The sequence below is a fragment of the Amycolatopsis sp. M39 genome, from assembly GCF_001651785.1.
Lineage (GTDB): Bacteria > Actinomycetota > Actinomycetes > Mycobacteriales > Pseudonocardiaceae > Amycolatopsis > Amycolatopsis rubida.
The window spans coordinates 72,778-94,212 of record NZ_LWSF01000013.1; the positions used below are offsets into that span (position 1 = coordinate 72,778).

Below are 21,435 nucleotides of genomic sequence, written 5' to 3' on the forward strand. Positions count from 1 at the left end.
AATGCCTACAGTGGTGGTCGCCGGGCACGGCATGGTCGCGCACCGGTTCGTGGAGGCGCTTCGCGCGGCAGACGCGGCGGGCGAGTGGCGGGTTGTCGTCTTCGGCGAGGAGAGCCGTCCCGCTTACGACCGGGTAGCGCTGACTTCCTATGTGGACAGCTGGGATCCGGCCGCGTTGGCGTTGCCGGGATCGGACTACGCGGACGACGACACGGTCGATCTTCGCCTTGGCGAAGTTGTGGTGTCAGTGGATCGCGAAGCCAGGACGGTGACAACGGCTTCCGGACATGTTGAGCCATACGACTCGCTGGTGCTGGCGACCGGTTCGCGTCCGTTCGTGCCGCCGGTGCCGGGGCGGGATCTGCCGGGTGTGTTCGTGTACCGGACGATCGAAGACCTCGACGCGATTCGAGCCGCGGCTGAACGGCAGGGTCGCGGACGTCGTGCCGCGATGGTGATCGGCGGCGGCCTTCTCGGCCTGGAGGCGGCAAAGGCGTTGCGGGACATGGGACTGTCGCCGCACGTGGTCGAGATGGCACCGCGGTTGATGCCGTTGCAGGTCGACGATGGCGGCGGCGGTCTGTTGCGGCGGCTGATTACGAACCTCGACGTGACCGTCCACACCGGAACCTCGACGGACGCGATCAAGGCGGACGGATCGCGGTTGCTGGCTCGGCTGGGCAACGCTACGGAGCTGGACGTCGACCTGGTGGTCTTCTCCGCCGGTATCCGTCCTCGGGACGACTTGGCCCGGGAGTCCGGTTTGGACGTTGGCGAGCGCGGTGGCGTGCTGGTCGACGCGACGTGCCGGACCAGCGACTCGGCGGTCTACGCGATCGGCGAGTGCGCGGCGGTCGAGGGCCGGGTGTACGGCATCGTCGCGCCCGGGTACGCGATGGCGGAGGTGGTCGCGGCGCAACTCACCGGCACGACGGCGAGCTTCCCCGAACCGGACACTGCGACGAAGCTGAAGCTGATGGGCGTGGACGTCGCGAGTTTCGGCGACGCGCACGCGGCCACCGAAGGAGCGCTGGAAGTCGCGGTGAACGACGCCGTGGCCGGGACGTACAAGAAGCTTGTGGTGACCGGCGATGGCCGGACGTTGCTCGGCGGGGTCCTGGTCGGCGACGCGGCGGAGTACAACACGCTGCGGGCGTTGGTCGGCCGTCCGCTGCCCGCCGACCCGGGCGCGTTGCTCGCCCCGGCCGGCGGCGGTGCGGCGGTCGGCGTGGACGCGTTGCCGGACGAGGCGCAGGTCTGTTCGTGCAACGGGGTTTCCAAGGGCGCGCTGACCCGGGCGATCACCGAGGACGGCCGCGATTCGGTTGCGAAGCTGAAGGCGTGCACGCGGGCGGGAACGTCGTGTGGCTCGTGCGTGCCGATGCTGGCGAAGCTGCTGAACGCGTGCGGGGTCGAGCAGTCGAAGGCGTTGTGCGAGCACTTCGCGCAGTCCCGTGCGGAACTGTTCGAGATCATCCGTGCGACGCGGATGACGACGTTTAGCGAGATAGTGAGCCGGTACGGCACCGGAACGGGTTGCGCGGTGTGCAAGCCCGCGGTGGCGTCGATCCTGGCGACGCTGGGCAACGGGCACATCCTCGGCGGAGAGCAGGCGGCGCTGCAGGACACGAATGACCGGTTCCTGGCGAACATACAGCGCAACGGCAGCTATTCGGTGGTGCCGCGGATTCCCGGCGGCGAGATCACCCCGGAGAAGCTGATGGTGATCGCACAGGTCGCGCAGGATTTCGGGCTGTATACGAAGATCACCGGCGGACAGCGGATCGACCTGTTCGGGGCCACTGTGGACCAGCTGCCAGACATCTGGCGACGGCTGGTCGACGCGGGCTTCGAGTCCGGGCACGCGTACGGAAAGTCGTTGCGGACGGTTAAATCCTGTGTCGGCTCGACTTGGTGCCGCTATGGCGTCCAGGACAGCGTGGGGTTGGCGATCGATCTGGAGTTGCGGTATCGCGGCCTGCGGTCACCGCACAAGATCAAGGCCGGGGTGTCCGGATGCGCGCGTGAATGTGCTGAAGCGCGCGGCAAGGACTTCGGTGTGATCGCGACCGAGCACGGATGGAATCTCTACGTCGGCGGCAATGGCGGAGCGACACCACGGCACGCGGAACTGCTGGTGTCTGACGTGGACACCGAAACCCTGGTCCGCACGATTGACCGGTTCCTGATGTTCTACGTGCGCACGGCAGATCGGTTGCAGCGCACGGCACCGTGGATCGAGGAACTCGACGGCGGGCTCGGCCATCTGCGTGCGGTGATCGTGGACGACAGCCTCGGCATCTGCGAGGACTTGGACGCGGCGATGGCGAAACACATCGAGGGTTACACCGACGAATGGCGAGGGGTATTGGAGGATCCGGACAAGCTGGCGCGGTTCAGCTCGTTCGTGAACGCGCCGGGGACGCCGGACCCGTCGATCTCGTTCCGCGCGGAACGGGAGCAGAAGATTCCGGTGCTGCTGGGAGTTCCGGAGGTGCCGCGATGACCATGACCTCATCCTGGACCGCGGTGTGCGCGGCCGCGGAGATCCGGGCGTTCTCCGGAGCCGCGGCGTTGATCGACGACCGGCAGGTCGCGGTGTTCCACACCGGCGACGGTTGGTACGCACTGTCCAATTGGGACCCGTGCAGCGGCGCGGCCGTGCTTTCTCGCGGTATCGTCGGCGACGCCGGGGGAGAGCCGGTGGTCGCGTCTCCGGTCTACAAAGAACGGTTCTCGCTCCGCAGCGGCGCGTGTCTCGACGCGGAAGGGGTTTCGGTCCCGGTGTATCCGGTTCGCGTACGGGACGGGGTGATCGAGGTGGGATCGCCGTGACGGACGTCCGGCCACTGGCCGGGTTCACGGTGGGAATCACGGCAGCGCGCCGGGCTGAGGAATTGGGCGCGCTGCTGGTGCGCCAGGGTGCTGCCGTCCGGTATGGACCGGCGATCCGGATCGTGCCGCTGGCCGACGACACTGAACTGCACGCGGCGACGATGCGGTTGCTGGAGTCGCCGGTGGACATGGTGGTGGCGACGACCGGGATCGGCTTCCGCGGGTGGATTGAGGCCGCGGAGGGCTGGGGTCTCGGCGAGAAGGTGCTCGATCATCTGTCGAACGCTTCGTTGCTGACTCGGGGTCCGAAGGCAGCTGGGGCGGTGCGGGCGGCCGGGTTGGCAGAGGACTACTCGCCCGCGTCGGAAAGCAGCGCGGAGCTGTTGCAGTACCTAACGCAGTCCGGAATAGACGGACGACGGATTGCGCTGCAGTTGCACGGTGAGCCGCTGCCGTACTTCGCGCACGCTCTTCGGCAGGCCGGCGCTGAGGTGATCGAGATCCCGGTGTATCGATGGGTGGCTCCGGCGGATCCGGGACCGCTCGACCGGCTGTTGGACGCGGTCCTGGAAGGAACAATCGACGCGTTGCCGTTCACGAGCGCGCCCGCCGCCGCGTCCACTGTCGCAATGGCGCGGCGGACCGGTCGTCTCGGTGCGCTGATCGAGGTGTTGAGCAGCCGCGTGGTCGTGGCGTGTGTGGGTCCGATCACAGCCGCGCCGCTCGCCTCGCTGGGCATTCCGACNCATTCCGACTGTCCAACCGAGACGGTCGCGGATCGGTGCGCTGGCGAGAACCGTCGCGGACGCGTTGGCCACTGCTTCGCCGACGTTGTACGCCGCCGGTCATGTGTTGCAGATCCGTGGCACTGGCGCCCTGGTCGACGGCGAATGGCACGAGATCGCTCCAGCCCCGATGGCGCTTCTGCGCGCCCTCGCACGGGAGCCCGGCCGGGTGGTCGCGCGACGGGAGTTGTCCGTCGAGCTTCCGTCCGGCGGCGAGGGGCACGCGGTGGAGACGGCGATCGGCCGGTTGCGGACGTCCCTCGGCGGTACCGGTGTGGTGCAGACAGTGGTCAAGCGCGGTTATCGGCTGGCGGTGAATCCCGGCGACACCCCCGCGTTGATCGGCTAGCCTCGGCACGGTGCGGATGGTCCCGATTCCGCCGGGAACGGTGCGGCTCACCGACCGGCGGACAGAACGTAGCTGGACAGTCGACGTGCCCGCGTTCGAGCTTGGTGCGTTCCCGGTCACCCAGGAGCAATACAACGGCGGCGATGGTCTGCCTGCCGTCGAAGTGTCCTGGTTGGACGCGGTGCGGTTCTGCAACACACTGTCCGAACGGGACGGACTGGCACCGGCGTATCGGCTTGAAGGCGGCGAAGTGGAATGGGATCGGTCGGCACCCGGCTACCGGTTGCCTGGTGAAGCCGAATGGGAGCACGCCTGCCGAGCGGGCACCGAGGGCCCGAGGTACGGAGACCTGGACGAGATCGCCTGGTACGAAGGGAACTCCGGAGGTCGGCTGCATCCGCCCGGCGAGAAGCGTCCGAATGCCTGGGGCGCTTATGATTTGCTTGGCAACACCTGGGACTGGTGCTGGGATCTCTACGACCCGGCGGTCTACGGCGAGTACCGGGTGCTCAAGGGCGGCGGCTGGGCGGACGAGCACTGGAGCGTCCGGGTGTCGGTGCGTCGCCGGAGTCACCCGGCGTTCCGGGTGGACGACGTCGGCTTTCGCGTCGCACGGTCCCGTTAGGACTGTGCGGAGTCCCACCAGGACAGAATTCGGGTGCCGTACAGCGTCAGCCACTTCGAAGGCTCCCCGGCCGGGACGTCGACCTCGAACCACATGTCGCCGCGCGATCGGCCGCCCTGCAACCAGGTTCCGTCCGGCTGTCGGGCGGCGCGAACCCGTTCCACGGCATCGGCGAGACGCGGGTCAGGCGGAATGTCGTCCACGATGGCGGCTTCGCGGAAATATTCGAGGGCGTTGATCGCGCTGTAGTGCCACCGCACGGGGTACGCGAAGTGGTCGACCCAGGACGCCACCTGCTCGCCGGTCGAAAGCCGGTAGAGCAGACGACGCTCCAGCAGATACTCCGCACCGGCGCGGCGGGCGGCGTGCGTCTCGTCGGTGCCGCCGGTCGCGATGTCGTAGGCGAGCAAACCCTTCATCGCGTTCAGCGTCGAGTGGAAGGACGAGCGCTTCGACCCGTCGACCCATTCGCAGTTCCAGCCGCCGTCGGCCAACTGGTGCTCGGGGAACCAATGGGCGAGGCGGGAGACGTCGACGCCGAGCCAGCCGCCGTTCGCGAGCGTCCAGGCATTGATGCAGACGTCGACCTCGCCGTCCCAGTACGGCAGATTGTCGTATTCCCATCGGGAATTCTCGGCGATCAATTCGGCAGTTCGGTTAGCGCGCAGCACCGCGGGATCCATGCCCCATTCGCGCAGCATATTGAGCGACCAGGTGGTGGCCGTCCACGGCTGTCCGCTATCGGGGCCGGGCTCGAATCGCGCGGGGAAGAAAGCGCCGCCCGCCCATTGTCGGTCCGGGTCCTGCCGGGCGAGGAGTTGCGCGCCGAAGCCCTCGGTCGCGATCTGGTGCCGGGTGGCCGTCCAGACCTCGGGCGGCGCGTCCGCTAAGTCCCGTTCGACCTGCCAGCGCAGCGTCGGGTCTGAGTCGAGCAGCCATTTCAGCACGTCCGAACTCTAGCCCGCCGGTCAAGCCCAGGTCACGGAAAAGTCCTGGTAGCCCCGCGCGGACGCGGCACGGCCTGCCTCGTCCTCGGCCGCCGCGCGGTCCGAGCGGCGGAGCGGATCGAATTCGGCCAGCGTGAAAGCCAGCCGTTTGCCGGAAGCCTTCATACGCCAAGTGCCCAGAATTTCGCCGTCGACTAATAACGCGCCAGGGCTGCCGAGAATTTTCCACACCTCTTTCGCCCGCGCTTTGTCCGGAACGAGGACGGCCTTGTCGCGGCCCTGCGTGTACGGATCGAGCGGCGGCAACAGACGTACTCCGGCAGGCGAGGGCGGGTTCTCCAACGCGGCCAGCCGATCATCCGGGATGAAGGCCCGTCGGCTGTCCACCTTGACCTCGGTGACCGCGGAAGGCCAAGTCTCGGTTACGCACGTCCTAGCCGTGCCGGCAAAACCAGCCGCGTCACCCGAGGTCGCGGGTCCGTTGAAGCGCAAGTACTGCTCAAGCACCCGCGAAACCGCCGCCGGAACCGGACGGGTGGACATCCGTCCGCGACCCTCCAGCGGCGCGAGTGTCGCGGGACTCTGCCCGGCTTCGAGCCGCGTCCCGCCGTGGAGCGAAGCGATACGCATGAGCTGCTCGTGCACATGAGTGGCGTTGCAGCCGCGGCACCACCGGCTGAACGAGGGCGGCAGCAGCTTCGTGATTTCTCCGCTCACCACGCCCTTGGTCATCGGCTTGGTGACCACCTTGCGGATCGCCCGCGCGGTGGTGAACACAATGTCCACAGGGGACTCGTCAGCCGCTTGGATGTCCTTCTTCTGCCACAACATCCGCGCCAGCGCGTCCGGATCGTCGATCGGTATCAAGGCGGCTGCCAGCTCCGGCAAATCCGCGCGCCGGTGGAAGTGCGGCGCCCCGCGATGCGACCACACCAGGGCGAGCCGCTGGTCGTCCACAAGGGACTCCGGGGTGACCGGATCCGGCATCCGCGCCGCCAGCGAGAGCAGGGCGGTGTCACGCATGCTGTCCTGCAGTCCGAGGTCCAGCAGCGGCAGGTCGTGCGGATCGGCGACAGAGCGGTGCAGCCCCTGCTCGGCGATCCGGTACGCCAGCGCCTGCTCTCGCGGCACCTCCAGCATCCCGGCCTCCTTCAGAGCGTGTAGTCGAAGGTGTAGGACACGGTCGGCTCGCCCAGCACGCCGTGCACTGTGCCGGTGCCGCCGATGGCTGCCAGTTCGCCGGTCCCAGAGCCCGGCACGACCTCGAATTTCGAGCTGATGCTCTTCGGGTCGAAGCTCCACTCCTGGCGGACGACGAACGTGCCGCGGCGGCCGTCGACAGTGCCGTCGAACCGGTCGTAGCCCGGCGACGTGGTCGCGCCGCCGTCGTAGCCCTCGCCCGGGTAGTACAGCAGGTAGTCGCCCGTGGCCGCACCCTGGATCACGCCGGAGTACTCCATCGCGGCGTGCACGCAGGCGACGCGCGGGCCGCCCTCCTCGCCGCTCGCCACGTGCTCTTCCCACTTCGTCATGCCAAACGTGTCCATGCCGCTCACCCCATCACCCATACCTGCCATCTTGTGTCAGATATTTCAGTCATACTTGCCGCATGCGTGCCGGCCGTTTGCTCACCGTGCTTCTCCTGCTGCAGGACCGCGGCCGGATGACCGCCGAGGAACTGGCCGCTGAGCTGGAGGTTTCGGTCCGGACGGTGTACCGGGACATCGAGGCGCTGTCGGCCTCGGGCGTGCCGGTGTACGCCGATCGCGGCCGCAGTGGCGGCTACCAGCTCGTCGACGGCTACCGGACCCGGCTGACCGGTCTGAACGAGGACGAAGCCCAGTCGCTGGCGCTGGCCGGACTTCCGGTGGCGGCCGCGGAGCTGGGGCTCGGCACGGTGCTGGCAGCGGCGCAGCTCAAGCTGTACGCCGCGTTGCCCCACGAGCTGCGCGGCCGCGCCGGTCGTGTCGCCGAACGGTTCTACCTCGACGTTCCCGGCTGGCATCGCGGCATCGAAAGCCTGCCGGCGCTGTCGGCGGTCGCGGACGCGGTGTGGGCCGCGCGGCGGATCCGCGTCCGGTACGAACGGTGGGGCCAGCGCGAGGTCGAGCGAGTGCTGGAGCCGCTCGGGCTGATCCTCAAAGCAGGCAACTGGTACCTCGCCGCCCGGTGCGAGGGGACCGATCGCACCTACCGGATTTCGCGCATCCACGAGCTGACCGACCTCGGCGAGGAGTTCGAGCGACCGGCGGAATTCGACCTCGCTCGTTACTGGCAGGAGTGGTCGGAGCAGTTCGAACGCCGGATGTACCCCCGAAAGGCGACAGTCCGCCTCTCGCCGCGGGCCCAAGCTCTCGTACCGTTCTACGTGGGCAGCGTCGGCGCTCGCGCGCTTCGCGAGGCAGTCGCCGCCGGAGCGGAACCGGACAGCGACGGATGGTTGACGATCGACCTGCCGGTCGAACCGGGCGAAGCGGCGATCGGCGAACTGCTGCGGTTCGGACCGCATCTGGAGGTGCTCGCGCCAGAGGAGCTGCGGATGGAGCTGGCGGCGGCGATCCGGGAGATGGGGCAGGCATATGGGTGAGCTGGACGGAGTGGTGTCGCGGCGTAGTGCGTGGGTTCGGGCTGGCTGCCCGGCACGTCTTCGCCGGAGATGGGTGAGCTGATCAGGGTGTTGCTGCGGCGCGGAGATGGCAGTGGCGGGGCTCGGCTGGCCGGCACTCTTCGCCGGAATGGGACGAGTAGAGAGGTGAGCTGGGCGGGGCGCTGCGGCGGAGTGGCGTGGAGGTTTCTCGGGCGGTGTGCTGTGGGCAGCTCGGAGGGTTTCGTGAGAGATGAGGCAAGCGAATGGGTGAGCTGGACGGCGTGCGGATCGGCGTCACGGCCGAGCGGCGCGCGGACGACCTGATCGGCGCGTTGCTCCGGCACGGCGCGGAAGTGCGGCACGCGCCGACGATCACGATCGTCCCGCTGGCCGACGATCCGGAACTGCGCCGCGGCACCGAAGCCGTGCTCGCCGCGCCGGTCGACCTCACTGCGGTCACCACCGGAGCCGGGTTCCGCGGCTGGCTCGACGCCGCCGAGGGCTGGGGACTTCGCGAGGCGCTGCTGGACGCCCTGGCCGGGTCGCGCATCTTCGCGCGCGGGCCGAAAGCGGTGGGCGCGGTGCGGGGCGTCGGCCTGCGTGAGGAGTACTCCGCGCCCAGCGAGACCAACGACGAGCTGTTCGGCGCGCTCACCGAAGCCGGTGTCGGGGGCGCGCGCGTCGCGCTGCAACTGCACGGCGCGCCGTTGCCGGAGTTCACCGAGCCGCTCGCCGCGGCCGGGGCGTCGGTCCTCGCCGTGCAGCCTTACCGCTGGCACACACCGCCGAATCCGGAGCCGGTGTTCTCGTTGATCCACGAGGTGCTGTCCGGAGAACTGGCCGCGTTGGTCTTCACCAGCGCCCCGGCCGCGACGAACTTCCTGACTCTCGCCGACGAATCCGGCCGCGGCACGGAGCTGCGCGAGATCCTGCGCGGTGGCACGGTCGTCTGCGCGTGCGTTGGTCCGGTGACCGCGGCACCGTTGGAGGCAGCCGGGATCAGCACGTTGCAGCCGGAGCGTCAGCGGCTCGGCGCGTTGGTGAAGCTGGTGGTCGCGCAGCTCGGTTAAGACGCTTCGGCCTGCTGCCGCCCCGCGGCTTCTTCGCTGAGGCCTTGTCGCCAGTAGCCGGTGAAGCAGATGGCTGTCTTGTCGAAGCCGCGTTCGCGGACAAGGTGCCGCCGAACGAGCTTCACGACGCCTGCTTCTCCGGAGACCCACGCGTACGGCGTGCCGTTAGGCAGCTCGGCCGCGCGTACGGCGTCTACGAGGGCTTCGCCGTGTGTACGCGCACCGCGGACCACCCAGTGCACTTCGACCGCACCGTTGGTCTCGAAGGTCTGTCGTTCCGCGCGGTCCGGAATCTCGACGTACACCGACGCGCGCGCCGACTGCGGCAGCCGCTCAAGGATCCCGCCGATCGCCGGCAGCGCGGTCTCGTCGCCGACCAGCAGTTGCCACGTCGTCCCGTCCGGCACGTCGTACAGCCCGTGCGGCCCGAGGAACGCCACCCGGCCGCCGACCTCCGCCTGCCCGGCCCAGGTCGACGCCGGGCCGCCGCTTTCCTCGTGCAGCACGAAGTCGACGTCCACCTCGCCGCTCTCCGGACGCGCCGCGCGCACCGTGTACGTCCGCATCGGCGGCCGGACGTCGTCGGGCATCGCGAGGTACCGGCGGTACCAGGACAGGACGTCGTCCTCACCCATCTCGGCGGGCGGCAGGTGCGGCTCCTCGTGCCCGGGGAGCGGGAAGAACACCTTCACGTACGCGTCCGGCGCCACCGGGCCCGCCGCCGCGAGACCCGGGCAGTCGAAGGTGACCCGGGCCATGTGCGGGGTGACCCGCCGGACCGCGGTGACCCTGCCGGGGTGGTAAGTCAGGACGCTCATGAGGTGAGGCTAACCTAAAAAGGGCGGGGCGGGCTATGGCTCCGGAGGATGGCGGACGCCACGGTTTCCGGGCCGGAGCCAGGTTGCGCCCCCATGCCTCAGCAGACCTCGCCGCATTCCACCACCTCACCCTTGACAACCCAGCCGCATTCCACCACCTCACCCTTTGACAACTGTGAGACTGCCCGGGCGGCCTGGTGGTCACAGGAGCATCTGGGGGCGCGCTGGGCGCATCGAACGCCACATTGGGTGCATCTGAGGCACCCAATGCCACATCGGTGCGGATGCCTGCCGGGCCGCAGCGCCGCCCGCAAGCCCGTCGTGCGAGAGCGGTCGCTCGGGAGGCGTCGTGCGGAAGCGGTTGTCCGGGAACCGGAGTACGAGGCTGGTCGCCCGGGAGGCGGCGTCGGCGTGGGTGCGCTGCGGAGGTACGTGAGGGGAACCCTGAAGGAATCAGAGTTCCCCTCACGTACTTCTGCCGGAGTGCGGTCGTGCGGAAGCTCTAGAACAAGCCGGGCGGCTCGTCCTCGCCGGGCTCGTCGCCGTCCGGTCGCCAGCGGTACTTCCGCAGGTCCACCTTCTCGCCGTCCGCGAGCACGCCCTCGGCGCGCAGTCGCTCCAGCTGTTCGTGCAGCAGATGCGGCGCGGGGGTCCCGTTCGCGCGGAGGATGCGGTGCCAGGGCAGGTCGTGGCCGTCCTCGGCGAGGGCGCGGCCGACCATGCGCGGAGAGGGAGCACCGGAGAGCGCTGCGACGTCACCGTACGTCGCGACTGTCCCCGCCGGTACGTCGGCGATGACTGCGCGTATCCGCTCGTGCAGTTCGTCGTTCATGACCCGGCAGATGATAGTCCCGCCGAGGGGTGTGCCGGTGCGCCACCCGGGTGAGCGGGCATGGTTCCATCGCTGATGTGCACGTGCGGAGAGCGGGAAACGGGCAGGCGCGGCTGGTGCGCCCGCCGGTCCCCGCCGCGCCCACGTTCACCTGGGACGAGGACGCTCGGCGGCTGCTGTCGGCACCCGCTGGATTCCGCCGTGTGCTCGGCGGGCCGGGAACGGGCAAGACGGCGTTGCTCGCCACCGCTGCCGCGCGCCGGATCGCCGAGGGGGCGGATCCGGAGAGCGTGCTGCTGCTCACGACGTCCCGCCGGGCGGCCGACGCGCTGCGGGCCGACCTCACGCGGCGGCTCACGTCGGACCCGGATCAGGAGTCTCCGCTGCCGCGCACGGTGAGTGAACCACTGGTGCGCACAGTGCATTCGTATGCGTTTTCGTTGTTGCGCCTGGAGGCCCGCGCCGAGGAACTGCCGCCGCCGCGGTTGCTGGCCGGGGCCGAGCAGGACGTCGTCGTGCGTGAGCTGCTGGAGGGCGACCTGGAGGAGGGCGCGACCGGCTGGTCGGAGCAGCTGCGTCCGGCGCTGACCGTGCCCGGGTTCGCCGAGGAGCTGCGCGACCTGCTGATGCGGGCGGCCGAGCGCGGGCTCGGGCCGGAGGACCTGGCCGAACTCGGGCATCGCCAGGACCGCGAGGAGTGGGTCGCCGCGGGGCAGTTCTGGGCGCAGTACGAGGAGGTCACCCAACTGCAGGGGGCGGGCGGCAACGCGCTCGGCCTGCCTGCCGCTCCCGCGCTCGACGCCGCCGAGCTGGTGACGTCGGCGTTGCTCGCGCTGGAGGACGACGAGGAGTTGCGCGAACGCGAGCGCGGCCGGGTCCGGCATTTGTTCGTGGACGACGCGCACCACCTGGATCCGTTGCAGGTCCAGCTGATCCGCACGATCGGGCACACCGCGGAGGAGTTCGTGGTGGCCGGCGATCCGGACCAGTCGGTGTTTTCCTTCCGCGGCGCGGACCCGAAGCTGTTCGCCGATTCCGACAACGACGGCGACCGGACGGTCCTGCTGACCACCTCGCACCGGCTCGCTCCGACGGTCCGGGCGGCGGTCGCGAAGCTCGGTGCGACGTTGCCTGGTGCCTCGCCGCATCGGAAGTTGGCGACGCCGCGGGGGAAACGCGGCGGCAGAGTGCGGGTCCGGCTGATGCCGACGCCGGCCGCGGAGGCGGGCTGGATCGCTGATCAGCTTCGTCGGGCGCATCTCGTCGACGGGGTGCCGTGGTCGGAGATGGCGGTGCTGGTCCGTTCTCCGGCGCGGACTTTTCTTGTGCTCCAACGTGCCTTGCGTGCCGCTGGAGTGCCGATCGGTTCGGCTACCGAGGAACTGCCGTTGGCGAAGCACTCCGCGGTACGGCCGTTGCTGGCGGTATTGCGGATCGCGGCGGAGCCGGAATTGCTGGATGTCGATATCGCGGAGATGGTGCTGTCCTCCTCGCTCGGCGGGGCGGATCCGTTGGCGTTGCGCCGGTTGCGGCGTGGTCTTCGCCGGCTGGAATTGGCTGGCGGCGGGCAGCGGTCGAGTGACGAGCTGCTGGTGGAAGCATTGCGCGGCGGGGACATTCTCGTCGGTCTCGCTGACAACGAGGCGTTGCCGGTCCGGCGGGTCGGCAAGCTGTTGAGCGTCACGCATCAGGCGGTGAGCCGCGGCGAAGGCGTCGAGCAGGTGCTGTGGGAGCTGTGGCAGGCGAGCGGGCTGCAGGAACGATTGCTGCGGTTGGTGGATCGCGGTGGCTCGCTTGGCGCGCAGGCTGATCGCGACCTGGACGCTGTGGTCGCGCTGTTCGACTCGGCTGGCCGGTATGCCGACCGGTTGCCCAAGGCGAGCGTCGCGGCGTTCGCGGATTATCTGTCGTCGCAGAACATCGCGGGGGACACGCTGGCTCCGGCGGCGATTCCGGGTGAAGGGGTTTCCCTGCTGACGGCGCACGCGTCGGCGGGTCGAGAGTGGACAGTGGTGGCGGTCGCCGGGGTGCAGGAGGGCGCGTGGCCGGACCTGCGGCTGCGTGGCTCGTTGCTGGGTGTCGAGCGGCTGGTCGATCTGCTGTCCGGAGTGGACGAACACGACAAGGTGTCCGCTGTCGCGCCGATCCTCGCCGAGGAGCGGCGGCTGTTCTACCTCGCGGCGAGCCGGGCGCGCCGGACGCTGCTGGTGACCGCGGTGGCCGGGGAAGACGAGCAGCCGTCCCGGTTCCTCGACGACCTTGAGGAGAACGGCGCCGACGACGGCATGCTCGACTCCCGGATGAAGCCGCCGGGCCGGTCGCTCGTACTGGCCGAATTGGTCGGCGAACTGCGCGAGGTCGTGTGCGACGACAAGACCGATCCGGAACGCCGGAAGCGGGCGGCGAAACAGCTCGCCCGGCTGGCCGCGGCTGGGGTTCCGGGGGCGCATCCAGACACTTGGTACGGATTGATGGAAGCGTCCACCGAGGATCCGGTGCACGGTCCGGGCGACCTCATGCGGATCTCGCCGTCCACCGTGGAGATTCTGGTGAAGTGCCCGCTTCGCTGGCTGATCGAACGGCACGGCGGCAGCGATCCGGCGCAGTTGGCAGCGGTGACCGGAACCCTCGTACATGGGTTGGCGCAGGCGATTGCGGGCGGCAGCACTGAGGAGCAGATCCAGGCCGCGTTGGACGAAGCCTGGGTGCGCGTGGACGCTGGCGCGCCGTGGTTCTCCCGGCGCGAACGGTCCAGGGTGGAGCAAATGCTGCGCAACTTCGTGTCGTGGCTGGAAAAGTCCCGGCAGGAGCTGATCGAGGCCGGGGTCGAGCAGGACATCGAGGTCGAGTTGCCGATGGGCGGACAAGAGGTGCGCGTGCTGCTGCGCGGGCGCGTCGACCGGGTCGAGATGGACAAGGACGGCCGTCCGGTGATTGTGGACATCAAGACCGGCAAGGTCCCGGTGTCCGGTGCGGACGCGGAGAAGCACCCGCAGCTCGCGGCGTACCAGCTGGCGGTGCTGCTGGGCGCGGTCGAGGGCAAGAAGACGCCCGGCGGCGCGAAACTCGTGTATGTCGCGAAGGGGAACAACAAAACCGGGGCCACCCAACGGGATCAGCCGCCGATGGACGAGGACAACGGGCGCGAGTGGCTGGAACTGGTGCGTTCGGCCGCGGCTGCCGCGGTCGGCCCGGACTACCAGGCGCACGAGAACGCCGACTGCGACCGGTGCCCAGCGCGCGGTTGCTGCCCGCTGCGTCCGGAAGGCCGTCAGGTGACCGGACCGTGAGCCCGGTGGTGCTCGCCAACCCGGTCGGCCCGGCGGAAATCGCCGACGCACTGGGGCTGCACCGTCCGACGTCCGAGCAGGCGCGGGTGATCGCGTCGCCGGTCGAGCCGTCGCTCGTCGTAGCGGGCGCTGGAGCGGGCAAGACCGAAACCATGGCCGCGCGCGTGGTGTGGCTGGTGGCTAACGGGATCGTGAGCCCGGAACGGGTGCTCGGCCTGACCTTCACCCGGAAAGCCGCGCGTCAGCTCGGGGAGCGAGTACGGGCGCGGTTGCGGCGGCTTGCCGGTTCGGGGCTGCTGGAGCGAATCGATCCCTCGGGTGCGTTGCGGGCCACTGTGGTCGCCGGTGAGCCGACGGTGCTGACCTATCACGCGTATGCCGGGCGGTTGCTGGCGGAGCACGGGTTGCGGCTTCCGGTGCAGCCTGGTGTCCGGTTGCTGTCGGAGACTTCGTCGTGGCAGCTGGCGCATCGAGTGGTGTCCACTTGGGACAATGACCTGGATACTGACCGGGTGCCGCCGACGGTCACCGCGCAGTTGCTCGCGTTGGCCGGTGAGCTTGGCGAGCATCTGATTTCGACGGAGAAGCTCGGGCAGTACACCGAGTGGCTGTGCGAGGTCATCGAGAATGCGCCACGTGCTAAAGGCCAGCGCGCCTCGCTGCCGGTGAAGTTGCAGGAAGTATTGGCAGCGCAACGGTTTCGGCTGGCGCTGCTGCCGTTGGTCGAGGACTATCATCGCCGCAAACGGGCGGAAGGCGCGCTCGATTTCGCGGATCAGATGTCTCTCGCGGCGCAGCTCGCCGACGGGTATCCGGCGGTGGTGGCGGGGGAGCGCGAGCGGTACGGGGCTGTGCTGCTGGACGAGTACCAGGACACGGGCCACGCGCAGCGGGTTTTGCTGCGGTCGTTGTTCGGCGGCGTTGAGCATTCGCCGATGCCGGTGACCGCGGTCGGTGACCCGGCGCAGGCGATTTACGGCTGGCGCGGCGCGAGTGCGGCGAACCTGCCCCGCTTCACCACGGACTTCCCGCGCCGTGGCGAGGAGCGGCTCGAAACCGCGCACGAATTCGGGCTGCTCACCAGTTTCCGCAACCCGCCGGAAATCCTGGAGCTGGCCAACGCGATCTCGGAACCGTTGCGGCAGCGCGGACTTGGCGTCGAGCGGCTGCGGGCGCGGAACGGTGCCGGTCCAGCGGACATCGCGGTAGCACTGTTGCCGGATGTGCGCGCGGAACGCGAGTGGGTCGCCGATGCGATGGCGCAGCGTTGGCATGCGGAGAAGGAAGAATCCGGCAAGCCGCCGACCGCGGCGGTGCTGGTGCGTCGACGTGCGGACATGGCGCCGATCGCGGCGGAAATGCGGATGCGCGGGCTGCCGGTGGAGGTCGTGGGCCTCGGCGGATTGCTGGATGAGCCGGAGGTCGCCGACCTCGTGTCCACGCTGCGGGTGCTCGCCGATCCGCTGGCCGGCAGCGCGGCCGCTCGATTGCTGACCGGGGCTCGCTGGCGGATCGCGGCGGCGGACGTCGCGGCATTGTGGCGCCGGGCCAACGAACTCACCTCGCCCGAGCCGCGTGCGAAGGAGGGCGAAGAGCCGGAATTGGTCGCCGAACGTGCGGAGCAGGCCGGGCTGATCGACGCCGTCGACGAACCCGGTGCGCCCGAGCGTTATTCCGCGGCGGGGTACCGGCGAATTCGCCGGCTGGGTGTGGAATTGACGGCGCTGCGGCGTCGGCTGGATCAGTCGCTGCCGGAATTGGTCGCGGACGTCGAACGCACAATGCTGCTTGATGTCGAATCGCTTGCCCGTCCGGGGTCGGCGGGTCGTGCGCATTTGGACGCGTTCGCCGAAGTCGTCACTGATTACGCGGAGACCGCGCCGACGGCGACTCTTTTGTCCTTTGTGGACTACCTGAACACCGCGGCGCATGCGGAAGACGGACTCACGCCCGGCGAGGTGCAGGTGGTTCCGGACCGCGTGCAGGTGCTCACCGTGCACTCCGCCAAGGGGCTGGAGTGGGAAGTGGTGGCTGTCCCGCATCTGGTTGCTGAGGTGTTCCCGGGCAAGCGTCGTTCGTCGTCGTGGTTGCGTACTTCGACTGCGCTGCCCGCGCATTTGCGTGGTGACGCGGCGGACCTGCCCAAGCTGCAGATCGCGGAAGGCTATGACCGCAAGGAAGTGCAGGAAGCGCTGGAACTGCACGAGGAAGGGTTCGTCGCCCGTGAGGCCGACGAGGAACGGCGGTTGTGTTACGTCGCACTGACCCGTTCCGAGCGGGCGCTGCTCGTTTCCGGGCATTGGTGGAACGAAAGCAGTACGCGGGCTAAGGGACCGTCGATCTTCCTCGCCGAGATCGCCGAGGTGATGAACGAGGCCGATCCGCCGCTGGGCGTGGTGGATGTCTGGGCTGAGGAACCGGAGGAGGGCGAGGAGAACCCGCTGGTCGCGGACTCTCGGACGGCGCAGTGGCCGGTGGATCCGCTGGGCGACCGGCGGTCCGGCATGGCCACCGGGGTGGATCTGCTGCTGGCGGAAATGGCCGCCCTGGAAGAGGAACCGGAAGCCGAGCCGCTTCCGGCCGCTGATGACGACGAAATCCCGTTGCCGCCAGAACCCGAGGAGGGAGAAGACTATCTGCCGGACGACGAATACCTCGAAGACGACGAGGACGTCATCGATCCGGAAGACCCGGACGGCTGGGCCGCGGACACCGACGTTCTCCTCGCCGAACGCGCCCGTTCGCAGTCCACAGTGGATCGCGTTGCGCTGCCCGCGCAGCTGAGCGTGAGCCAGCTGGTGGACCTGGCCTCCGATGCGGACGCTCTCGCACAACGCCTGCGCCGTCCGCTGCCATTGCCGCCCAACACCTTCGCGCGTCGCGGCACCGCGTTTCACAGCTGGCTGGAGCAACGGTTCTCCGGCGACCGGCTGCTGGAGATCGACGACCTCCCGGGCGCGGCCGATGTCGGCGAAGCACCGGATACCGATTTCGATGCCCTGCAAGAGGCTTTCGAGAACAGCGAATGGGCCGACCGGGTCCCGGTCGCGGTGGAGGTGCCGTTCTCCGCGGACGTCGAAGGCATTACCTTGCGCGGCCGGATGGACGCGGTATACGTGGATCCCGACGGAGGCTGGACCGTCGTGGACTGGAAAACCGGCTCCGTCCCGTCCGAAGAACGGTTGCCAGCATTGGCCATTCAGCTCGGCGCGTACCGGTTGGCGTGGGCGGCGCTGAAGAAAGTCCCGGTGGAACGAGTACGCGCGGCCTTCCACTATGTCCGGCATGGACACACGCTGCGCCCGGCCGACCTGCTGGACGCGGAAGGCCTGCGTGCCTTGCTGCGCAACGTTCCGCAGGAATAAGCGTCAGGCCCGATCGCGCACGGTCAACGCCCAGCTCACCAGTGGCCACTGCAGCGGCAATCGCAACCACGCGACCGCGCGGTCCCGAGCCGGACGGCCGCGCCGCTGGTAATCCAACGCCATTTTCACATTCCCTGGAAAGACCCCGACGAACAGCAGCGCTGCCGCCAGCCCGCCGAGCCGGCGCGTGCGCGGCAGGGCGATCCCGGCGGCGACGCTCAGTTCGGCGACGCCGGACGCGTAGGTCCAGGTGCGCCGGTCACCGGGCAATTCCTTCGGGACCAGTGCGTCGAACGGCTTCGGCCGGGTGAAGTGCAGGACGCCCGCCCCGGCGAGGAGGGCGGCGAGAAGATGCGCCGGACGTTGCGACGCGCGAGACTCGGACATGCGGCCAGCCTGCCACAGCATGATCGCCGCGACGGGTGTGCGGGTGCTCCGATTGGGTTATCCTCCCGGCTGTGAGTGACGCCGAACGCGCGCGGGGAGCCGGTGCATGAAGGCCTTGAAACGGCTGCCCCTCAACGTCCGGTTGAACGACCGGCCCGACCACGAGCTCGTCGGCGTGATCCGGATGCCGGAGCTGACGGTCAGCCCGATGCGGGCGATCGTCAAGCGGATCATCGGGGCCATGCTGGCGCTGCTGGCGACGGTGCTGATCGTCTATCTCGACCGGGACGGCTACCGCGACGCGAACGGCGACGGCCTCTCCCTCCTCGACTCGCTCTACTACGCGACAGTGTCCCTCTCGACCACCGGCTACGGCGACATCGCTCCGGCCACCTCGTCCGCGCGGCTGGTGAACGTCATCGTGATCACGCCGCTGCGGGTGCTCTTCCTCATCGTCCTCGTCGGGACCACCCTGGAAGTGCTCACCGAGCGCTCCCGGCAGGCGTTCAAAATCCAGAAGTGGAGGACGAAGGTGCGTGACCACACCGTCGTCGTCGGTTTCGGCACGAAGGGCCGCTCGGCGGTCAACGCGCTGCTCGGCGACGAGGAGGTGCAGGCCAACCGTGTCGTGGTCGTCGACACCGACCAGCAGGCGCTGGACGCGGCGAGCGCGCTCGGCCTCGTCACTGTGCACGGATCGGCGACGAGGGCGGACGTCCTGCGCGTCGCGGGTGTGCAGCACGCACGAGCAGTAGTGGTCGCGCCGAACCGCGACGACACCGCGGTGCTGGTCACCCTCACCGCGCGCGAGCTGGCTCCGAAGGCGCACATCGTGGCGTCGGTCCGCGAAGCGGAGAACGTGCACCTGCTGAAGCAGTCCGGGGCCAACCAGGTCGTGGTGTCGAGCGAGACCGCCGGGCGGCTGCTCGGGATGGCGACATCCACTCCGCTCGTAGTGGACATGGTCGAGGACCTGCTGACCCCGGAATCCGGACTGGCGATCGCCGAGCGCAGCATCGAGCCGAGCGAGGAAGGCGGCTCGCCCCGGCACTTGGCGGACACGGTGCTCGGCGTGGTGCGCGACGGGGTGCTTTACCGCGTCGACGCCCCGCAGGCGGACGCCCTGGAGCCGGGGGACCGGTTGCTGTACGTCAAGAAAGTCACGCAGGTGGATCACATCGAACGCTGAGGTTCGCCGGGGTTCTGGGCGGTCCGGTGTGGTGTTGGGCGCGTGGGTGCGCCGGATGCCACATTGAGGTCTTCTCGGTCGCACGGTGTGTGGCGGGTTCGGGTTAGCGGTGCTTGCCAGGGTGATGTGGAGCGTCGGGCGACGAGACGCGCCTGGCGGCTTCTCTCGCTGGCCTCGCCAACGCGCGCCGCGGGCGGGCCGGTGTGAATGTCAACGGGAGCGGAGAAGCCACGCGACCCAGCCAGTGCTGCACATCGCGGCGAGCGAGGCCGCACACCATGGCTAATCAGAGAACTTCATTGGGTGCGGGGACGGACCCCAGGAACGTTTTGGGTGTTCCATCCATGCCCTCGCCACCCTCGACGCGGCGCTTGACCAACGCACCCAATGCGGCATCGGGGCAGTTCGGCGCGGGCAGAAGTGCGGGTCAGCGGACGCGGCCCCGGCCGGGGTCCCCCGTGCGCGGGCACCTCACTGGGTTTTGCCCCCGGCATCTGGAAGCATGGCGTCGTGCAGGTTTCCGACCCCCCGCATAAGAGCCCTCTCCAGCGGTGGCTCCAGGTGGGCATCCCGGTCGCGGTCGGGGTGCTCGTCGTGGTGCTGGTATGGCTCGCCGGCCCGGGGATGCTCGGCATCCGCGCGAAGTCCCCCGGTGCGCCGGTGGACGCCCAGATCACCAAGGCCGTCGACTGTTCGGTCGCCGGGGCGGCCGAACCGGTCTCGTTCCAGCTCGGTGGCAAGCCGCGGCAGGGCACCCTCGACAGCTGCGGGCACGGCAAGGACGAGCATCTCCAGGTGCTGGTCCCGGACGACGCCCCGGCGGACGGCATCGTCCCGGTCACCATGCCGGACACCACGGCGGGTGCGCAGGACCTGCGCGCGCCGATCGCGCTGGCGCTGCTGGTGTTCGCCTGCTTCTGCGGCGGGATGTACGCCTACCTGGTGATCCGCGGTCCGGGCAAGCTCGCGCTGCTCAGCTGACGCGCCCCAAGCGAAACGGGCGAACCACTACATCCGTAGTGCCGGACAGCTCAGCTGACATCCGACGCGGACGCGGCGAAGGTGTTGCAGTCCGCGATCCGGTTGTCCTTCGCCCCGGCCCGCCACCACTGTGCGTAGTGCGCGTTGGTGCCGTGGTCGTGGCTGCGGGAGGTGTTGTCCCCGCGGGTTTCCTGGTCGTTCCAGGCCTTGTTGTACATGTCGCGGGTGATCGTGCCGCCGCGGTCGACGTGCGCGCCCAGGAACATTCCGGAGAAGCACTGCGCTTGTAGTTCTTTGCGGCGCGACATGTCGAGGCCCTCGGGGCTGTTCTGCCCGGCCGCGTAGATCTTCTGCCACGCGGCGTCCATGATGCCCGCGACTTCCTGCACGTGGTGGCCGTACTCGTGGGCGAACAGCGCCAGGTAGACGCCCGGATTGTTGCCGTACTGGTCGGTCTGCAGGCCCTTGAACGGGACGTACAGATTGTTCTCGCAGTAGTACGCCGCGGTGGCGATGCCGACCTGGATGGTGCCGCATTCGGTGTCGAAGCTCGGCCCGGTCGGGAAGTGCAGCGCGGGCGGCGTGAACGGCAGGTTGTAGGACTCGAGGAACGGGCCCCACGCCGCGTCGAGGCATTTGCTCGCGGCGGTGAAGAACGCTTCCGCGCCGTCCTGCGTGCTCGCCCACGGCGGCAGGTCGCAGACGCGGTTCTGCAAGCCGGCGTTGGGATCTTGCAGGATCGGGTGGTCGGCCAGTTTGAGGATCTTGTGCGGGCCCGCGGTGGCGGAGGTGCTCGGGCTTTCCGACGGACTGGCCGGAGCGCTCGAAGGAGCGGACGAACCGCTGGTGGGCGGGAGCTGGTAGGCGGACGACGGCGACGGCGGCGCGGCCTGGTAGCCGGCGTTGCTCGGCCCCGGCCCGCGGTTCAGCGAAACGATCGCCACGACGCCCAGCGCCAGCACCGCGACCGCGCCGAGGCACAGCCCGACGATCAGCCCGGTCGGCTTGCGCGGCGGCACCGGATACGACGGCGGCGGCTGCTGCCACGGCGGCCCCTGCGGCGGCGGACCCTGCGGCGGCGGACCCTGAAACGGCGGCTGCTGCCCCTGGTACGGACCCTGTCCTGGCTGGGCCTGGTAGGGGCCTTGCGCCTGGCCTGGGTACTGGCCCGGCGGCACCGGTCCTTGACCCGGCACCGGCGGGGGTTGAACGGTCCCGCGTGGCGGCACCTGGCCGTAGGGCGGTTGCGTCATCAGGGCAGTCCCGGTGGGTCTCGGCGCGGGCCGGGCGTCCCCCGGCTTGCCGTTCAGCATATCGGGGGACGCCGAGCCCGCCGCAGCACTTCGCCGGACTGGTTCCCCGCCCGGACGTCCCC

Annotated in this window: 16 protein-coding genes and 1 pseudogene; 10 read left to right on the forward strand and 7 right to left on the reverse strand. The window is 69.4% G+C overall.

From position 1 onward, the window contains the following. Nucleotide 1 precedes the first annotated feature (1 nt). The 4 genes and pseudogenes from nirB to A4R44_RS25765 all read left to right on the forward strand — a co-directional run bounded on the left by nirB (nt 2) and on the right by A4R44_RS25765 (nt 4,594). Entirely contained in the window at nt 2-2,506 is a 2,505-nt protein-coding gene (gene nirB, locus A4R44_RS25750; protein WP_067585885.1) for a nitrite reductase large subunit NirB, read from the forward strand. Beyond that, nucleotides 2,503-2,835 carry a nitrite reductase small subunit NirD gene (gene nirD, locus A4R44_RS25755; protein ID WP_369805934.1) on the forward strand — a complete coding sequence of 111 codons (333 nt, stop codon included), beginning with the start codon at nt 2,503-2,505 and terminating at the stop codon, nt 2,833-2,835. Before nirB ends, nirD begins: the two co-directional genes overlap by 4 nt. Then, nucleotides 2,832-3,969: pseudogene (locus A4R44_RS25760) on the forward strand (uroporphyrinogen-III synthase). Before nirD ends, A4R44_RS25760 begins: the two are co-directional and overlap by 4 nt. A gap of 10 nt (nt 3,970-3,979) precedes the next feature. After that, nucleotides 3,980-4,594 (forward strand): SUMF1/EgtB/PvdO family nonheme iron enzyme, encoded by a 615-nt coding sequence (locus A4R44_RS25765; RefSeq protein WP_198545441.1) that lies wholly within the window; start codon nt 3,980-3,982, stop codon nt 4,592-4,594. Here A4R44_RS25765 and A4R44_RS25770 read toward each other — a convergent pair. The 3 genes from A4R44_RS25770 to A4R44_RS25780 are packed head-to-tail and all read right to left on the reverse strand — an operon-like array spanning nt 4,591 to nt 7,088. Further along, nucleotides 4,591-5,541, reverse strand: a complete 951-nt coding sequence (locus A4R44_RS25770) for a squalene cyclase (RefSeq protein WP_067585894.1) — start codon at nt 5,539-5,541, stop codon at nt 4,591-4,593. The genes A4R44_RS25765 and A4R44_RS25770 overlap by 4 nt on opposite strands. A gap of 21 nt (nt 5,542-5,562) precedes the next feature. Beyond that, nucleotides 5,563-6,681, reverse strand: coding sequence for a winged helix DNA-binding domain-containing protein (locus tag A4R44_RS25775; protein WP_095213597.1), 1,119 nt, complete (start codon nt 6,679-6,681; stop codon nt 5,563-5,565). Between the two features lie 11 nt (nt 6,682-6,692). Continuing rightward, nucleotides 6,693-7,088, reverse strand: a complete 396-nt coding sequence (locus tag A4R44_RS25780) for a DUF3224 domain-containing protein (protein WP_067585897.1) — start codon at nt 7,086-7,088, stop codon at nt 6,693-6,695. Nucleotides 7,089-7,150: 62 nt separating this feature from the next. Between A4R44_RS25780 and A4R44_RS25785 the strand changes: the two genes are divergently transcribed. Together A4R44_RS25785 and A4R44_RS25790 are read left to right on the forward strand one after the other, a co-directional pair. Then, the gene (locus A4R44_RS25785) at nt 7,151-8,128 is read left to right on the forward strand and encodes a YafY family protein (RefSeq protein WP_067585900.1); all 978 of its coding nucleotides are present in this window, start codon (nt 7,151-7,153) and stop codon (nt 8,126-8,128) included. A 263-nt stretch (nt 8,129-8,391) separates the two neighbouring features. Continuing rightward, a complete protein-coding gene (locus A4R44_RS25790) occupies nt 8,392-9,198 on the forward strand; it encodes a uroporphyrinogen-III synthase (protein ID WP_067585903.1) in 807 nt (268 codons plus the stop codon). Here the strand turns inward: A4R44_RS25790 and A4R44_RS25795 are convergent. Beyond that, entirely contained in the window at nt 9,195-10,016 is an 822-nt protein-coding gene (locus tag A4R44_RS25795; protein ID WP_067585906.1) for a siderophore-interacting protein, read from the reverse strand. The two genes, A4R44_RS25790 and A4R44_RS25795, sit on opposite strands and share 4 nt — an antisense overlap. A gap of 502 nt (nt 10,017-10,518) precedes the next feature. Beyond that, nucleotides 10,519-10,848 carry an MGMT family protein gene (locus A4R44_RS25800; protein WP_067585909.1) on the reverse strand — a complete coding sequence of 110 codons (330 nt, stop codon included), beginning with the start codon at nt 10,846-10,848 and terminating at the stop codon, nt 10,519-10,521. 116 nt (nt 10,849-10,964) lie between these two features. Here A4R44_RS25800 and A4R44_RS25805 point away from each other — a divergent pair, with 116 nt between their 5' ends. Both A4R44_RS25805 and A4R44_RS25810 read left to right on the forward strand, forming a co-directional pair. Beyond that, nucleotides 10,965-14,138, forward strand: coding sequence for an ATP-dependent DNA helicase (locus A4R44_RS25805; RefSeq protein WP_067585913.1), 3,174 nt, complete (start codon nt 10,965-10,967; stop codon nt 14,136-14,138). Beyond that, nucleotides 14,135-17,503 (forward strand): ATP-dependent DNA helicase, encoded by a 3,369-nt coding sequence (locus A4R44_RS25810; protein WP_067585915.1) that lies wholly within the window; start codon nt 14,135-14,137, stop codon nt 17,501-17,503. The genes A4R44_RS25805 and A4R44_RS25810 overlap by 4 nt, the downstream gene beginning before the upstream one ends. Nucleotides 17,504-17,506: 3 nt before the next feature. Here A4R44_RS25810 and A4R44_RS25815 read toward each other — a convergent pair whose 3' ends face one another. Next, on the reverse strand, nt 17,507-17,890 hold the full coding sequence (locus tag A4R44_RS25815) for a DoxX family protein (RefSeq protein WP_067586121.1): 384 nt from the start codon (nt 17,888-17,890) through the stop codon (nt 17,507-17,509). A 106-nt stretch (nt 17,891-17,996) separates the two neighbouring features. On the opposite strand from A4R44_RS25815, the gene A4R44_RS25820 reads away from it, so the two are divergent. Further along, nucleotides 17,997-19,079 (forward strand): TrkA family potassium uptake protein, encoded by a 1,083-nt coding sequence (locus A4R44_RS25820; RefSeq protein WP_067585919.1) that lies wholly within the window; start codon nt 17,997-17,999, stop codon nt 19,077-19,079. A 561-nt stretch (nt 19,080-19,640) separates the two neighbouring features. Then, nucleotides 19,641-20,060 (forward strand): hypothetical protein, encoded by a 420-nt coding sequence (locus tag A4R44_RS25825; RefSeq protein WP_067585922.1) that lies wholly within the window; start codon nt 19,641-19,643, stop codon nt 20,058-20,060. Nucleotides 20,061-20,110: 50 nt separating this feature from the next. Here A4R44_RS25825 and A4R44_RS25830 read toward each other — a convergent pair whose 3' ends face one another. After that, the gene (locus A4R44_RS25830; protein WP_232791775.1) at nt 20,111-21,313 is read right to left on the reverse strand and encodes a neutral zinc metallopeptidase; all 1,203 of its coding nucleotides are present in this window, start codon (nt 21,311-21,313) and stop codon (nt 20,111-20,113) included. Nucleotides 21,314-21,435 lie beyond the last annotated feature (122 nt).

Excerpts from the sequence above, each read along its gene's own strand:
- nirB (WP_067585885.1), top strand. The coding sequence starts at position 2 with ATGCCTACAGTGGTGGTCGCCGGGCACGGCATGGTCGCGCACCGGTTC.
- nirD (WP_369805934.1), top strand. The coding sequence starts at position 2,503 with ATGACCATGACCTCATCCTGGACCGCGGTGTGCGCGGCCGCGGAGATC.
- A4R44_RS25775 (WP_095213597.1), bottom strand. The coding sequence starts at position 6,681 with ATGCTGGAGGTGCCGCGAGAGCAGGCGCTGGCGTACCGGATCGCCGAG.
- A4R44_RS25780 (WP_067585897.1), bottom strand. The coding sequence starts at position 7,088 with ATGGACACGTTTGGCATGACGAAGTGGGAAGAGCACGTGGCGAGCGGC.
- A4R44_RS25785 (WP_067585900.1), top strand. The coding sequence starts at position 7,151 with ATGCGTGCCGGCCGTTTGCTCACCGTGCTTCTCCTGCTGCAGGACCGC.
- A4R44_RS25790 (WP_067585903.1), top strand. The coding sequence starts at position 8,392 with ATGGGTGAGCTGGACGGCGTGCGGATCGGCGTCACGGCCGAGCGGCGC.
- A4R44_RS25795 (WP_067585906.1), bottom strand. The coding sequence starts at position 10,016 with ATGAGCGTCCTGACTTACCACCCCGGCAGGGTCACCGCGGTCCGGCGG.
- A4R44_RS25800 (WP_067585909.1), bottom strand. The coding sequence starts at position 10,848 with ATGAACGACGAACTGCACGAGCGGATACGCGCAGTCATCGCCGACGTA.
- A4R44_RS25815 (WP_067586121.1), bottom strand. The coding sequence starts at position 17,890 with ATGTCCGAGTCTCGCGCGTCGCAACGTCCGGCGCATCTTCTCGCCGCC.
- A4R44_RS25820 (WP_067585919.1), top strand. The coding sequence starts at position 17,997 with ATGAAGGCCTTGAAACGGCTGCCCCTCAACGTCCGGTTGAACGACCGG.
- A4R44_RS25830 (WP_232791775.1), bottom strand. The coding sequence starts at position 21,313 with ATGACGCAACCGCCCTACGGCCAGGTGCCGCCACGCGGGACCGTTCAA.